A 13,414-nucleotide genomic window follows, 5' to 3' on the forward strand; every position below is an offset into this window, starting at 1 on the left:
GTTACAACCGTTGGTGCTGCTGGCGCGTCGCCGCGTCCGTGAATGATCTAGCTACGTCGCACCTTACTTAATCTGCGCCCGCTTGCCCTGTGCCAGCGCGTAGACCTCCGGCGACCGCTTGCGCGACGCCTCGGGCTTGCGGATCGACACCTTGGCGTAGCGCCGGCGCAGTTCCTTTACGTATTCATCGAAGCCCACGCCCTGGAACAGCTTGATCAGGAACGTGCCGTCGGTGCGCAAATGCCGGTCGGCGAAATCCATGGCCAGCTCGGCCAGGTACATCGCCCGCGGCATGTCGACCGCGTCCATACCGCTCTTATTGGGGGCCATATCCGACAGCACAAGGTCCACCGGCTTGCCGCCCAGCATGTCGACCAGCTGCGATAGGACCGCATCCTCCCTGAAATCCCCATGAAGGAATTCGACCCCGGCCAGGGTGGGCATCTCGAGGATGTCGAGCGCGATCACCCGCCCCGGGTTGGCCTTGTCCACATCGCCCAGCGCCGCGCGCACCCATTGCGACCAGCCGCCGGGCGCGGCGCCCAGGTCGACCACCACCATGCCCGGTTTGAGCAGGCGGTCGCGCTCGACCAGCTCCTCGAGCTTGTACGCCGCGCGCGAACGCAGGCCCTCCTTGCGGGCCTTGATCACGAACGGGTCGGAATGGTGCTCTTTGAGCCAGCGTTGGCTGCTGATGCTGCGGGTTGCCATGGGGGGTGCTGGAACGCAGGGACTGCGGAGCCGGAGGGCCGCCATGATACCCTGCCGACCCTGTATGACTTCGTTTGCGTGCCCGATGCCTACCGTCCTGACCTCCGCCCAGACCCGTTTCCTGCGCGGACAGGCGCATGACCTCAAGGCGATGCTGCAGGTCGGCGGCAAGGGCATCAGCGACACGCTGGTGGCGGAAATCGATCTGGCGCTCGAGCACCACGAGCTGATCAAGGTCAAGGTCGCCGCCGAGGACCGCGACGGCCGCGACGCGATGATCGGGGAAATCACCGAACGCACCGGCGCGGCGCTGGTCCAGCGCATCGGCCACACCGCGGTGCTGTACCGCCAGAGCAAGGACAAGCGGCACATCGTACTGCCGCGCGCCTGAGCGAACGCCGCCGGAACCGCCACGAGGCGGCCGCCGGACTGATCGGACGCTGCCATGCAACTCACGCTCGAACGCCCCGACCATGAATTCTTCCTGCGCGGCGCCGACGGCGCGGTCGCGCTGGTCAACGAGCGGCGCCTGTCCGCCAGTTTCGTGATCGCCCCCAATACCCTGCTTGAGGACTGGGCCGTGACCGATGCGCGCACGCTTGCCGCGGACGACCTGGCGCCGTTGCTGGCCCTGGACCCGGAAGTGATCCTGCTCGGCAGCGGCGCGACCCAGACGTTCCCGCCGGCGGCCACGCTGGCCGCGTGCCTGGGCCGCGGCATCGGCCTGGAAGTGATGACCAATGCCGCCGCGGCGCGAACCTTCAACGTGCTCGCCGGCGAAGGCCGGCGCGTGGTCGCGGGGTTCATCCTGAATCCGTAGGGCGGGTTTAAACCCGCCGCCACTGCCGACGTACGATCCGATGGCGGGTTGAAACCCGCCTTACAACCCGCCCTACCGCTTGGGCAGGTACTGCAGTGGATCCACCGGCTTGCCGTTATAGCGCACCTCGAAATGGAGCATGTCGCGCGCGGCGCCGCTGCGGCCCATCTCGGCGATCTGCTGGCCGCCTTTCACCAGCTGGCCTTCGTTGACCAGGCGGTTGCGGTTGTGGCCGTAGGCCGACAGCCACGCATCGTTGTGCTTGATGATGATCAGCTCGCCGTAGCCGACCAGGCCCGAGCCCGAATACACCACCACCCCATCGCCGGCGGCCCGCACCGGCGCGCCACCGCTGCCGGCGATGTCGATGCCCTGCTTGGTGGGTTCGCCCGACACGTAACGGTTCAGCAGCTGGCCGTCGGCCGGCCAGCGCCAGGCGATGCCGCTGTCGATCGGCAGCGCCGCCCGGGGCGTGGGCGGCGCGATGGTCGGGCGCGAAACGGCCGGCCGCGTCGCGCTCGGCGGGACGGCGCTGCGGGTCGGGGCGCGACTCGCGCCGCTTGCGGCCACGCGGCCGCCCGTGGGCGCGCTGCCGCGCGACGCCGATTTCGGATACAGGTGCAGCCGCTGCCCCGGGTAGATCGTGTAAGGCGCGCCGATGCCGTTCCACGCGGCCAGCTCGCGCACGTCGACGCCATTGCGGAACGCGATGCCGAACAAGGTGTCGCCGCGTTGCACGACGGTGGTGGCGCCGTACTTCGGCGTCGACACGCGTGGTGCGACGCGCGCACTGCCGCTCTCGCGCACCACGGTGCTGGAGCACGCCGCCAGCGACACCACCAGCACGGCCGCCACGATCTTGCGAAAACTGATCATCTCTATTGGGTCCTCCCGACCCGCCAGCCCGGTGCGGCCGGCAGCAGTATCGAGCGCGCTACGCACCAGCGACCTGCTCAACTTGAAAGCCGCTGGAACAGCTCGCGCGCGGCAACACCGCCGCCGCCGATCAGGATGCCGAAGTAGACGATCGTCCCGACGTTCGCCAGATGGCCGAGCAACATTGCCCCTCCGTCGCGCTGGATCAAGCCGACGGCGTAGAACAGCAGGGCCAGCGCCGGCAGCGTGTTGCTGAACGGAACGAATCCGAACGGTGCCATCAGCAGCAAGGCTGCCAGGATGAAACCGAGGTTGTTGAGCAGGTTTTGCACGCGTCCCTCGACGAACACGCGCAGTCGGTGCGGTCGACTGATCTTCTCCAGACGCTGCACCCACACCATGCCCGCGGTCAGGCCTGGACGCAGTTTTTGAGCCGGCAGGGCTTTGTCCCGCAGTTTGGCCGGAAGCCACAGCGGCCGGCCGACCAGGCGACTGATGCCGACCAGCAGGATCACCGCCCCGAATACTGTGCTGACGCCAGGGATCGACACCGGGATCAGGAAGACCACGGTCAGCAGCATGGTCAGCAGCAGCAGGCCGTCCTCGCCGAACACATCCAGCAGTTCGCGCAAGGTTAACTGATCCTCGGGAAGTTCGCGGATGATCGTGGCGAGTTGCTCGCCCAGCGTCGCTGCATCGAGGTTGTGCGCGTCCTGCGGGTTCGGATCTGCCATGGTGCTCAATCGATCATGCCCGACAGCAGCGGCACGAATACCACCGGCGCCAGCGCCTGCTGGGTGACGACGCCGTCGGCGTCCTTGCGCAGCTTGAGCAGCGACTGCGACGACGACGGCCCCACCGGCGCGATCAGGCAGCCGCCCGGCGCGAGTTGCGCGGTCAACGCCTCGACCAGGGCCGGCGCCGCGGCGGTGACGATGATCGCGTCGAACGGGCCGTTCTCGGGCCAGCCGATGCGGCCGTCGTCGTGCTTGCTGCGCACGTTCATGCCGAGCTGGCGGAAGCGCTTGCGCGCGGTGCGCAGCAGCTCGCCGATGCGCTCGACGGTATGAACTTCCAGCCCGAGCGCGGCCAGCACCGCGGCCTGGTAACCCGAGCCGGTGCCGATCTCGAGTACCTTGCCGGGCATCACGTCGGCGATCAGCGCCTCGGTCATCTTCGCCACCACCCACGGCTGCGAGATGGTCTGGCCATGGCCGATCGGCAGCGCGGTGTCCTCGTAGGCACGCATCGCCAGGGCCTCGTCGACGAACAGGTGGCGCGGCACGGTGCGGATCGCGTTGAGCACGCGCTCGTCGACGATGCCGCCACCTTCATAGGAGCCCGCGCGCAGGCGCTCGACCAGGCGGTCGCGCACGCGCTGCGAGGTCATCCCCGAGCCGAGCGCCTCGGGTTGCAGGCGCATGCGCAGGCTCATGCCCGGTCCTCGGAAACGGGTTGCGCAGACGCCGGCGATCGCAACGACGCGGCCAGCCCCCCGACCCAACTGGCGACGTGCTCGAGCGCCTGGTAGCGGGTCAGGTCGACGTGGATCGGGGTGATCGAGATGTGCCCGGATTTCACCGCGTGGAAGTCGGTGCCCGGGCCGGCGTCCTGCTCGCGACCGGCCGCGCCGATCCACCACCACTGGCGGCCGCGCGGGTCCTTCTGCGGGATGCAGGCTTCGGCGCGGTGGCGGTTGCCGAGCCGGCTGACCTCGAACCCGGCGATCTCGTCCCAAGGCAAGTCCGGCACGTTGACGTTGAGGATGGTGTCGGCCGGCAGCGGGTCGGTCCTGAGCCGGGCGATGATCTCGACCGCGGCGCGCGCGGCGGTCTCGTAGTGACGGCCGGCGTGGTCGGCGGTCGCCAGCGACACCGCGACCGCGGGCAGGCCCAGGAAGCGGCCTTCCATCGCCGCGGCGACGGTGCCCGAATAGATGACGTCATCGCCAAGGTTGGCGGTGTTGTTGATGCCCGAGACCACGATGTCCGGCTCGGCCTCGAGCATGCCGGTGATCGCCACGTGCACGCAGTCGGTCGGGGTGCCGTAGACGCGCCAGGTCGCCTCGCCCTGCTGGACCACGCGTACCGGCATGTCGAGCGTCAGCGAATTGCTGGCCCCGGAACGGTCGCGGTCGGGGGCGACCACCAACACCTCGTGGCCGGCGTCGCGCAGGCCCTGCGCGAGCACGCGGATGCCGGGGGCGTCGACGCCGTCGTCGTTGCTGACCAGAACTCGCATGGACTCCCTTGCACGGCTGCGGATTTCGAACGATCGCGGCGGACGGTGGTGAATCGCCGTCGCCGCGCGCAGCCATGATAGCCGATGCGGTTTGCCGCCCCGCTGCGAAACCGCGACCGCGTGGGATCGGCGCAGCGGGCTTGACGTGCGCGCTTGACGTGCGGGATTGCGCGGCGTCGCGGTCGGGTTAGGCTGGCCGCATGGCAGCGGGCCCAGACAACCCCGAAGACGACCTCGACCTGTTCCGGGCCGCGGTCGGGCCGGTGCGCAAGTTGCCCGAGACCGCGCCGCCGCCACGCGCGCCGAAACCCAAGCCCCGCGCGCGCATGGCCGAACGCGACGAAGCCGCGGCCCGCGACGAATTCCGCCATGCGCTCGACGCCAGCCTGCTCGATACCGACGATCCCCTGGCCTACCGCCGCGATGCGCTGCCCCCGCGCCTCTACCAGCGGCTCAAGCGCGGCGAGATCGCGGCCCAGGAGGAACTCGACCTGCACGGCGCCGGTACACGCCAGGCCGAAGCGCTGCTGCGCGACTTCCTCAACGGCGCGCGCCAGCACGGCGTCGGCTGCGTACGCATCATTCACGGCAAGGGATTGCGCGGCCAGGCATCGCGGGGCGATGCGCCATTCGATGGCAGTGGCCTGCCGGTGCTGAAGAACCTGGTGGACCGGATGCTGCGGCAACGCGCGGACATCCTCGCCTTCCACTCCACGCCGCCCGCGCAGGGCGGCACCGGGGCGGTGCTGGTACTGCTCGCGCCGCCGAAGCGGCGCTGAGCAGGATTTACTTGTTGTCGTCCTGTTGGGCGACCAACTGCTTGCGCGGCACGTTGACCCAGACGATCTCGATGCCACGACGGCGGGCGATACGCTCCACCGCGGCCATGTAGGCCTCGTCGTTGTCCATGATCGAGGGCGCCCGTTGCGGCGCGACGAAAGCCGAATCCGACTTCTCGTGCATGCCGGCACAGGCGGCCAAGCCCAACACTGACAACGACAGAACCGCAATACGACACGATGCGTTCATGACGACGTCTCCGTATGCGTGCGCCCGTCGCTCGACGCCGGCGCACGCGCTGCGCCCGGCCCGATGCCGGGCGTCAACTTCGGTTTATACGCCCGCGGTTTGGGGCCTCCAGTGCCGCCGGGTGCTTTCCGACCAACGGTCGATCTAGCGGCCTGCAGCGGCGCGGATCTGGCCAAGTTCGGACAACACCACGGTCGCGTAGGTGCCCGCCGGCAGCACGAAGGCCAGCTCCAGCGCACCGTCTTCGAGCCAGCGCCACGCCAGTTCCGCGGGCCGCAGCCGCAGCGCGCGGCGCTCCTGGTTGAGGCCGGCGTGTTCGAGGCCGTCGCGCAACGCCAGTGCCTCGTCGTCGGCCAAGGCGGCCAGTTCGACTGCCCTCGCCGCCGCGCGGCTGCGCAGTTCGCCGCGTCCCCACAGCGGGCCGCTGGGGTGGATGTCGAACGCCGCCAGCCGCTGCGCCAGGGTGTCATCGAAACCCTCGGGGCCGAACACGCTGCGGCTGCCGTCGAGCATCCAGACCTCGCCGTCCAACGGTTGGTCCCAGCTGCCGGCGAGCACCCGCGCCGCGAGCACCCGGTTGAACAGTTCGGAACGCGCGGCCGACAGCAGCAGGCTGCGCTGTTCGCGCCGCACGCGGCGGCCGGCGAACATCGCGCGGGCGTTGGCGACGTTGTCGCCGTCGCGGCCGAAACGCTGCTCGCCGAAGTAGTTCGGCACGCCGCGCGCGGCCATCTGCTGCAGCCGCGCCTCGACCGCGTCGCGGTCGCCCTGTGGATCACGCAGCACCAGCACGAAGCGATTGCCGGCCAGCGCGCCGCGCGGCAGCTTGCGCGCGTGCCAGTGGTGTTCGATCACGCGCAGGCTGTCGTCGGCCGCGGCATCGTCCTGCAGCGCGGCCAGGTCCGGGGCCACGCGCTTGGGCAGGTGCACGCTGAAGCGCTGGCGGGTGACGGCGTGGCGGTCCTTCAGGCCGGCGTAGCCGATCGCGACCTCGCCCACGCCGGCCCACTGCGCGATGCGCTTGGCGGCGAACGCGGTGTTCATGCCGCGCTTCTCGATCGTCAGCAGCAGGTGCTCGCCCTCGCCGCTGGGCTCGAAACCGGGCAGCTCCTCGACGAAGAAATCCTCGGGCGTGGCACGCATCTGCGCGCTGAGCACAGCAGCGCCGTGAGCGCGCGGCAACGTGGTGTCGATATCGGTCATTCGTGTCCTTGTGGTGCCGAGCTTGCTCGGCGCCAGTGCGCAAAGGTGGCTGGCACGGACGCAAGAGCGTTCCGCGCGGGCTCGGAATTACGGAGAGCGAACCAGCAGCACCACCGCCATCGCCGCGATGCCCTCGCCGCGACCGGTGAAGCCCAGGGTCTCGCTGGTGGTCGCCTTGACGCTGACCGCATCGAGCGCCAGCCCGAGTTCGCCGGCCAGTGTTTCGCGCATCGCCAACGCGTGCGGCCCGACCTTGGGGCGCTCGCAGACCACGGTGATGTCGGCGTTGCCCAGCTGCCAGCCGCGTTCGCGCAGCAGCGCGCGGCAATGGCGCAGGAACGCGAGACTGTCGGCGCCCTTCCATTGCGGGTCGCTGGGCGGGAAGTGCTGGCCGATATCGCCCAGCGCCAGCGCGCCGAGCATCGCGTCGCACAGCGCGTGGATGACCACGTCGCCGTCGGAATGGGCGAGCACGCCGCGGTCGTGAGCCACGCGCACGCCGCCGAGCATGACGTGGTCGCCGTCGCCGAACGCGTGCACGTCGAAGCCTTGGCCGATGCGGATGGTCATGTACAGGGCCTCGTTGAAATAGCGGTCATTGTAGGAGCGGCTTCAGCCGCGATCGGAGTTCGACCGCTCGACCGTTTGCCAATCGCGGCTGAAGCCGCTCCTACGCCCCGAAGGAAGTTCCCTTGGGGGACATGGCCATCGCCGGATCGCGCCGGGCGAGCAGGTAATGCACCAGCGCAAGGTCGGCCGGGGTGGTGACTTTGAGATTGTCCTCGCGGCCCTCGACGAGCCGCGGTCGCGCACCGAGCCGCTCGACCGCCATCGCCTCGTCGGTGACGGCGATGCCGGCGGCGTGCGCCTGCTCGAGCGCGGCGATCAGCATGCCGCGGCGGAAGGCCTGCGGCGTCATCGCGCGCCAGAGGCCGTCGCGCGGCTGGGTCGCGGCGATGCGGGTATCGGCGTCGGCGCGCTTGAGAGTGTCGCGCACCGGCGCGGCGAGGATCGCGCCGTCGGCGTGGGCGGTAGCCGCCTTGATCAAACGGTCCAGGTCATCGGCGTGCAGGTTCGGGCGTGCGGCGTCGTGGACCAGCACGAGCGCGTCATCGCCGACCGACGCGGGCAGCGCGCGCAAGGCCGCGAGCACCGAATCGGCGCGTTCGCCGCCGCCGATGCATTGCGATACCGGCTTGCCGCGGCGTTCGGTCCAGCCCGGCCAGAGCGGATCGTCGGGCGCCAGCGCGACCATCGCCCCCGCCACCCGCGGGTGCGCGAGCAGCGCATCGAGCGCGTGCGCGATCAGCGGCTGGCCGGCGGCTTGCAGGTACTGCTTGGGGATGTCGCCACCAAAGCGGGTGCCGCGACCGGCCGCGGGGATGACCGCCCACAGCGGCGCGTCAATCACGGCGTGTCGCTGTTATCGGCGGCCGCCGGAGCGTTGGCGTCCGGTGCGGTCGACCCGCCATCGGCCTCGACCACGCGGTAGAACGTCTCGCCGGGCTTGATCATGCCCAGCTCGCTGCGCGCGCGTTCCTCGACCGCGGCCTCGCCCGACTTGAGGTCCTCGACCTCGGCGGCGAGTGCGTCGTTGCGCTGCTTGAGGCCGGCGTTCTCGCGGCTTTGCTGCTGCACCTGCTCCTGCAGCGTGGCGACCGAGCGGCTGCCGCCCTCGCCCAGCCACAGGCGGTACTGCAGCAACGCGAACGTCACCAGCAGCACCACCAGCAGCACCCGCAGCACGCGCATCGCCCTGGTTCCCTGCCTCAGCGCTTCAGCGAGACGAACGCGTTGCGGCCGGCGTACTTCGCGGCGGAACCCAACTGCTCTTCGATCCGCAGCAACTGGTTGTACTTGGCCACGCGGTCGCTGCGGCACAGCGAGCCGGTCTTGATCTGGGTCGCGGTAGTCGCCACGGCGATGTCGGCGATGGTGGTGTCCTCGGTCTCGCCCGAGCGGTGCGAGACCACCGCGGCGTAGCCGGCGGCATCGGCCATCGCGATCGCTTCCAGGGTCTCGGTCAGCGTGCCGATCTGGTTGACCTTGATCAGGATCGCGTTGGCGACCTGCTGGTCGATGCCCTGCTGGAAGATGCGCGGGTTGGTCACGAACAGGTCGTCGCCGACCAGCTGCACCTTGTTGCCGATCTTGTCGGTGAGCAGCTTCCAGCCGGCCCAGTCGCCCTCGTCCATGCCGTCCTCGATCGTCACGATCGGGTACTGCGCGGCCCAGTTGGCGAGGAAGTCGACGAACTGCTCGCTGGTCAGGCGCTTGCCTTCGCCGACGAGGTGGTACTTGCCGTTGTCGAAGAACTCGCTGGAGGCGACGTCGAGGCCGAGCAGGATGTCCTCGCCGGCCTTGTAGCCGGCCTTGCCGATCGCCTCGAGGATGGTTTCCAGCGCTTCCTCGTTGCTGCGCAGGTCCGGCGCGAAGCCGCCCTCGTCGCCGACCGCGGTGCTGAGGCCGCGGCCCTTGAGCACGCTCTTGAGCGCGTGGAAGATCTCGGTGCCGGCGCGCAGGCTTTCCGCGAACGTGTCGAAGCCGACCGGCAGCACCATGAACTCCTGCATGTCGACGTTGTTGTCGGCATGCGCACCGCCGTTGATGATGTTCATCATCGGCACCGGCAGCACCGGCGTGCGGTCGCCGGCCAGGTGCTGCCACAGCGGCACCTTCTTGCTCATCGCCAGCGCATGCGCGTTGGCCATCGACACGCCGAGCAGCGCGTTCGCGCCGAGCCGGCCCTTGTTCTCGGTGCCATCCAGGTCGATCAGGCGGCGGTCGAGGCCGGCCTGATCGGCGGCATCGAAACCGGCCAGCGCGGTGGCGATCGTGGTGTTGACGTTCTCGACCGCCTTGCGCACGCCCTTGCCGAGGTAGCGGGTCTTGTCGCCATCGCGCAGCTCGACTGCTTCCTTGCTGCCGGTGGACGCGCCCGACGGCACCATCGCGCGGCCGAAGCTGCCGTCGGCCAGCGTGACCTCGGCTTCGAGCGTGGGATTGCCGCGGGAGTCGAGGATTTCGCGGGCGTGGATCTTGGCGATGCTGGTCATGGGTGGGGTCGGGTCTTGAGTTGGGATTCGTAGGGCGGGTTTTAACCCGCCGGCTTGGGCGATGACGATGGAATTGCAGGCGCGATGGTTGCTGCCGGCGGTGGCGACGGGTTGAAAGCCCGCCCTACGCGGACTCGAGGAAGCCGTTCTTCTTGGTGACCTGGTCGATCGCCATCAGCGTTTCCAGCAGCGCGCGCATCTTCGGCAGCGGCCACGCGTTCGGGCCATCGGACAATGCCTTGTCGGGGTCCGGGTGGGTTTCCATGAAGATGCCGGCGATGCCGACCGCCATCGCCGCGCGCGACAGCACCGGCACGAACTCGCGCTGACCGCCGGACTTGCCGTCGGCGCCGCCGGGCAGCTGCACCGAATGGGTGGCGTCGAACACCACCGGGCAGCCGGTGTCGCGCATCACGCTCAGCGAACGCATGTCCGACACCAGGTTGTTGTAGCCGAAGCTGGCCCCGCGCTCGCACGCCATGATCTGCTGGTTGCCGGTGGCCTGGGCCTTGGCGGTGACGTGCTTCATCTCCCACGGGGAGAGGAACTGGCCCTTCTTGATGTTGACCGGCTTGCCGGCGCTGGCGACCTTCTGGATGAAGTCGGTCTGCCGGCAGAGGAATGCCGGCGTCTGCAGCACGTCGACGACCGCGGTCACCTCGTCGAGCGGGGTGTACTCGTGCACGTCGGTCAGCACCGGCACGCCGAGTTGGCGCTTGACCTCGGCCAGCACCTTCAGGCCTTCCTCCACGCCCGGGCCGCGGAAGCTAGTGCCCGAGGTGCGGTTGGCCTTGTCGAAGCTGGACTTGAAGATGAAGGGGATGCCGAGTTCGCCGGTGATTTCCTTGAGCTTGCCGGCGGTGTCGAGCTGCAACTGCATCGATTCGATCACGCACGGGCCGGCGATCAGGAAGAACGGCTGGTCGAGGCCGATCTCGAATCCACAAAGCTTCATGCGGTGGCTTCCTTCAGCAAACGTCCACCGACAGCTTGCCCTTTATTGGCCTTGTGCTCGCGCGCGGCGCGGATGAATCCGATGAACAGCGGATGCCCGTCGCGCGGGGTCGACAGGAACTCCGGGTGCGCCTGGCAGGCCAGGTACCACGGGTGCTGCGACTTCGGCAGCTCGACCATCTCGACCAACAGGTCGTCCATCGACTTGGCCGAGATCACCAGGCCGGCGTCCTCGAGCTGGGTGCGGTAGCGGTTGTTGAACTCGTAACGGTGGCGGTGGCGCTCGCCGACCACGTCCTTGCCGTACAACTCGCGCGCCAGCGTGCCCGGCTTGAGGCGCTGGTCCTGCAGGCCCAGGCGCATGGTGCCGCCCAGGTCGCTGTCCTCGCTGCGGCGCTCGACTTCGCCGGTGGCCGTGCGCCATTCGGTGATCAGTCCGATCACCGGATGCGGGCTGGCCTTGTCGTTCTCGGTGCTGTTGGCGCCTTCCAGGCCGGCGACGTGGCGGGCGTAATCGACCACCGCCGCCTGCATGCCGTAGCAGATGCCGAAATACGGGACGCCGGTTTCGCGCGCGTGTTGCGCGGTCAGCACCTTGCCCTCGAAGCCGCGATCGCCGAAGCCGCCCGGCACCAGGATGCCGTCGACGCCGGCCAGGGTCGCGACTCCGTCGTTCTCGATCTCGCTCGATTCCAGCCACTTCAGCTTGACCTTGGTCCGCTGGCGCAGGCCGCCGTGCTTGAGCGCCTCGGCCAGCGACTTGTAGGCGTCCTGGTGGTCGATGTACTTGCCGACGATGCCGATCGTGACCTCGTCGACCGGGTGTTCGCTGGCGTCGACCACCGCGTTCCATTCGGTCAGGTCGGCCGGGCCGGCCTTCAGTTTCAGGCGCTCGATGACGATGTCGTCCAGGCCCTCGTCGTGGAAGCGCGCCGGCATCTTGTAGATGTTGTCGAGGTCGACGGCCGAGATCACCGCGCGCTCGGAAACGTTGGTGAACAGCGCGATCTTGCGGCGGTCGCTGTCGGGCAGCGGCTGCTCGGAGCGGCACAGCAAGATGTCGGGCTGGATGCCGATCGAGCGCAGTTCCTTGACCGAGTGCTGGGTCGGCTTGGTCTTGAGCTCGCCGGCGGCGGCAATCCACGGCACCAGGGTCAGGTGCATGAACAGCGCGCCCTCGGGACCGCGCTCGCTGCGGATCTGGCGGATCGCCTCCAGGAACGGCAGCGACTCGATGTCGCCGACGGTGCCGCCGATCTCGACCAGGCCGACGTCGAAACCGTCGGTGGCATCGACGATGCAGCGCTTGATCTCGTCGGTGACGTGCGGGATCACCTGCACGGTGCCGCCGAGGTAATCGCCGCGGCGCTCCTTGCGGATCACGTTGTCGTAGATGCGCCCTGTCGTGATCGAATTCTTGCGGCTAAGGCGCGTGCGCAGGTAGCGCTCGTAGTGGCCCAGGTCGAGGTCGGTCTCGGCGCCGTCGTCGGTGACGTACACCTCGCCGTGCTGGAACGGGCTCATCGTGCCGGGGTCGACGTTGATGTACGGGTCGAGCTTCATCATCGTCACGCGCAGGCCGCGCGCTTCGAGGATGGCCGCCAGCGAGGCCGCCGCGATGCCCTTGCCGAGCGAGGAGACCACGCCGCCGGTGACGAAGATGAGCGGCGTGACAGAGCTGGGGGGAGTCATGGTTTTGCTGCCGCTGGAAAGCGGTAGTTTACCGGCTGCAGGATCGGGCCGCGACCGCTTGACGGCGGCCGGGGCAGGCGTTCCGTTCACGAGTGCCCGCCGCTGCAGGCAAACGCCCCGGCGGCCGGGGCGTTTGCGGGCTACGGCCGGGACGAGGTTGAGTTACTCCTCGTGGCGGCTTTGCTCGCGCTTGGCGCGGCGCTCGGATGCGCGCGCGGCCTGGCGTTCGGCACGCGACGACGGCTGCTCGGAGCCCGAGGCGTCATTCGCATCGGCCTGTGGGACCTGACCTTGCTGGCCGGCGGTTACCGCGCTGTTCGCCGCGGCGTTGGCGTTGCCGGATACCGTCGCGATCGCGCGGTCGTCGGCATTGGCAGCGCCTTGGGCGTCGAGCGAGCCGCTGGCGTCAATACTGGCGCTACCCGAACCGGCCGTCGCCGCCTCGGCCAGGGCGCGGCCGCTGACCGCGGCACCCGTCGCCGCGGCCGCCTGCGCCGTGCCCGACGCCGCCCCGATCACGTGGGTGCCGGCCTGGTGAGCGGCCGAGACGCCGGCCGCCGCTGCGGCCTGCCCCTGCGTTTGCGTACGTGCGGCGAGGTCGCGCGCACGACGGCTGCCGGCGCGCGCGGCATCGGTGTGCACGCCGATGTCGCCGCGGGCCTGCGCGCCGGCGCCGATGCCGACGGGCCCGGCCTGCACGCCGGCGCCGCCGCCGATGTTGACCCCGCCACCCAGGACCTGCGCCAAGGCGGTCGGGGCCAGCATCGCGCCAGCGACCAGGAGCGGAACGACGAATTTGTTCTTGTGCATTGCGGATCTCCGTTATCGGGGG

At 69.4% G+C, this 13,414-nt stretch carries 17 protein-coding genes; 3 read left to right on the forward strand and 14 right to left on the reverse strand.

The features are described 5' to 3' along the window. Positions 1 to 63: 63 nt before the first annotated feature. Positions 64 to 711 (reverse strand): 23S rRNA (uridine(2552)-2'-O)-methyltransferase RlmE, encoded by a 648-nt coding sequence (gene rlmE, locus ACFQZQ_RS14120; RefSeq protein ID WP_386813567.1) that lies wholly within the window; start codon positions 709 to 711, stop codon positions 64 to 66. 85 nt (positions 712 to 796) lie between these two features. On the opposite strand from rlmE, the gene yhbY reads away from it, so the two are divergent. After that, positions 797 to 1,102 (forward strand): ribosome assembly RNA-binding protein YhbY, encoded by a 306-nt coding sequence (gene yhbY / locus ACFQZQ_RS14125; protein WP_386813568.1) that lies wholly within the window; start codon positions 797 to 799, stop codon positions 1,100 to 1,102. A gap of 54 nt (positions 1,103 to 1,156) precedes the next feature. Continuing rightward, complete coding sequence (locus ACFQZQ_RS14130) at positions 1,157 to 1,531, forward strand: Mth938-like domain-containing protein (protein ID WP_386813569.1); 375 nt, start codon at positions 1,157 to 1,159, stop codon at positions 1,529 to 1,531. A 72-nt stretch (positions 1,532 to 1,603) separates the two neighbouring features. Here ACFQZQ_RS14130 and ACFQZQ_RS14135 read toward each other — a convergent pair whose 3' ends face one another. The 4 genes from ACFQZQ_RS14135 to surE form a co-directional block, all read right to left on the reverse strand. Beyond that, positions 1,604 to 2,407 carry a peptidoglycan DD-metalloendopeptidase family protein gene (locus ACFQZQ_RS14135; RefSeq protein WP_386813570.1) on the reverse strand — a complete coding sequence of 268 codons (804 nt, stop codon included), beginning with the start codon at positions 2,405 to 2,407 and terminating at the stop codon, positions 1,604 to 1,606. Between the two features lie 77 nt (positions 2,408 to 2,484). After that, positions 2,485 to 3,141, reverse strand: a complete 657-nt coding sequence (locus ACFQZQ_RS14140) for an exopolysaccharide biosynthesis protein (RefSeq protein WP_386813571.1) — start codon at positions 3,139 to 3,141, stop codon at positions 2,485 to 2,487. A 5-nt stretch (positions 3,142 to 3,146) separates the two neighbouring features. Further along, a complete protein-coding gene (locus ACFQZQ_RS14145) occupies positions 3,147 to 3,842 on the reverse strand; it encodes a protein-L-isoaspartate(D-aspartate) O-methyltransferase (protein WP_386813572.1) in 696 nt (231 codons plus the stop codon). Continuing rightward, complete coding sequence (gene surE / locus ACFQZQ_RS14150; RefSeq protein ID WP_386813573.1) at positions 3,839 to 4,648, reverse strand: 5'/3'-nucleotidase SurE; 810 nt, start codon at positions 4,646 to 4,648, stop codon at positions 3,839 to 3,841. Before surE ends, ACFQZQ_RS14145 begins: the two co-directional genes overlap by 4 nt. Before the next feature lie 200 nt (positions 4,649 to 4,848). Here surE and ACFQZQ_RS14155 point away from each other — a divergent pair, with 200 nt between their 5' ends. Then, the gene (locus tag ACFQZQ_RS14155; RefSeq protein WP_386813574.1) at positions 4,849 to 5,427 is read left to right on the forward strand and encodes a Smr/MutS family protein; all 579 of its coding nucleotides are present in this window, start codon (positions 4,849 to 4,851) and stop codon (positions 5,425 to 5,427) included. A 7-nt stretch (positions 5,428 to 5,434) separates the two neighbouring features. Here ACFQZQ_RS14155 and ACFQZQ_RS14160 read toward each other — a convergent pair whose 3' ends face one another. The 9 genes from ACFQZQ_RS14160 to ACFQZQ_RS14200 form a co-directional block, all read right to left on the reverse strand. Beyond that, positions 5,435 to 5,611 carry a hypothetical protein gene (locus ACFQZQ_RS14160; RefSeq protein ID WP_386813575.1) on the reverse strand — a complete coding sequence of 59 codons (177 nt, stop codon included), beginning with the start codon at positions 5,609 to 5,611 and terminating at the stop codon, positions 5,435 to 5,437. Between the two features lie 210 nt (positions 5,612 to 5,821). Continuing rightward, positions 5,822 to 6,880: a tRNA pseudouridine(13) synthase TruD gene (truD, locus tag ACFQZQ_RS14165; protein WP_386813576.1), complete on the reverse strand. Its 1,059-nt coding sequence runs from the start codon at positions 6,878 to 6,880 to the stop codon at positions 5,822 to 5,824. Between the two features lie 87 nt (positions 6,881 to 6,967). After that, the gene (gene ispF, locus ACFQZQ_RS14170; protein WP_386813577.1) at positions 6,968 to 7,450 is read right to left on the reverse strand and encodes a 2-C-methyl-D-erythritol 2,4-cyclodiphosphate synthase; all 483 of its coding nucleotides are present in this window, start codon (positions 7,448 to 7,450) and stop codon (positions 6,968 to 6,970) included. A 100-nt stretch (positions 7,451 to 7,550) separates the two neighbouring features. Continuing rightward, positions 7,551 to 8,288, reverse strand: a complete 738-nt coding sequence (gene ispD, locus ACFQZQ_RS14175; protein ID WP_386813677.1) for a 2-C-methyl-D-erythritol 4-phosphate cytidylyltransferase — start codon at positions 8,286 to 8,288, stop codon at positions 7,551 to 7,553. Continuing rightward, positions 8,288 to 8,632 carry a cell division protein FtsB gene (gene ftsB, locus ACFQZQ_RS14180; protein WP_386813578.1) on the reverse strand — a complete coding sequence of 115 codons (345 nt, stop codon included), beginning with the start codon at positions 8,630 to 8,632 and terminating at the stop codon, positions 8,288 to 8,290. Before ftsB ends, ispD begins: the two co-directional genes overlap by 1 nt. Positions 8,633 to 8,649: 17 nt before the next feature. Continuing rightward, the gene (gene eno / locus ACFQZQ_RS14185; RefSeq protein ID WP_386813579.1) at positions 8,650 to 9,936 is read right to left on the reverse strand and encodes a phosphopyruvate hydratase; all 1,287 of its coding nucleotides are present in this window, start codon (positions 9,934 to 9,936) and stop codon (positions 8,650 to 8,652) included. A gap of 124 nt (positions 9,937 to 10,060) precedes the next feature. After that, positions 10,061 to 10,891, reverse strand: coding sequence for a 3-deoxy-8-phosphooctulonate synthase (gene kdsA, locus ACFQZQ_RS14190; RefSeq protein ID WP_386813580.1), 831 nt, complete (start codon positions 10,889 to 10,891; stop codon positions 10,061 to 10,063). Beyond that, positions 10,888 to 12,582 carry a CTP synthase gene (locus tag ACFQZQ_RS14195; RefSeq protein WP_386813581.1) on the reverse strand — a complete coding sequence of 565 codons (1,695 nt, stop codon included), beginning with the start codon at positions 12,580 to 12,582 and terminating at the stop codon, positions 10,888 to 10,890. Before ACFQZQ_RS14195 ends, kdsA begins: the two co-directional genes overlap by 4 nt. A gap of 162 nt (positions 12,583 to 12,744) precedes the next feature. After that, entirely contained in the window at positions 12,745 to 13,392 is a 648-nt protein-coding gene (locus ACFQZQ_RS14200; RefSeq protein ID WP_386813582.1) for a hypothetical protein, read from the reverse strand. Positions 13,393 to 13,414 lie beyond the last annotated feature (22 nt).

The organism is Lysobacter koreensis (assembly GCF_042677045.1).
GTDB classification, from domain to species: domain Bacteria; phylum Pseudomonadota; class Gammaproteobacteria; order Xanthomonadales; family Xanthomonadaceae; genus Lysobacter_K; species Lysobacter_K koreensis.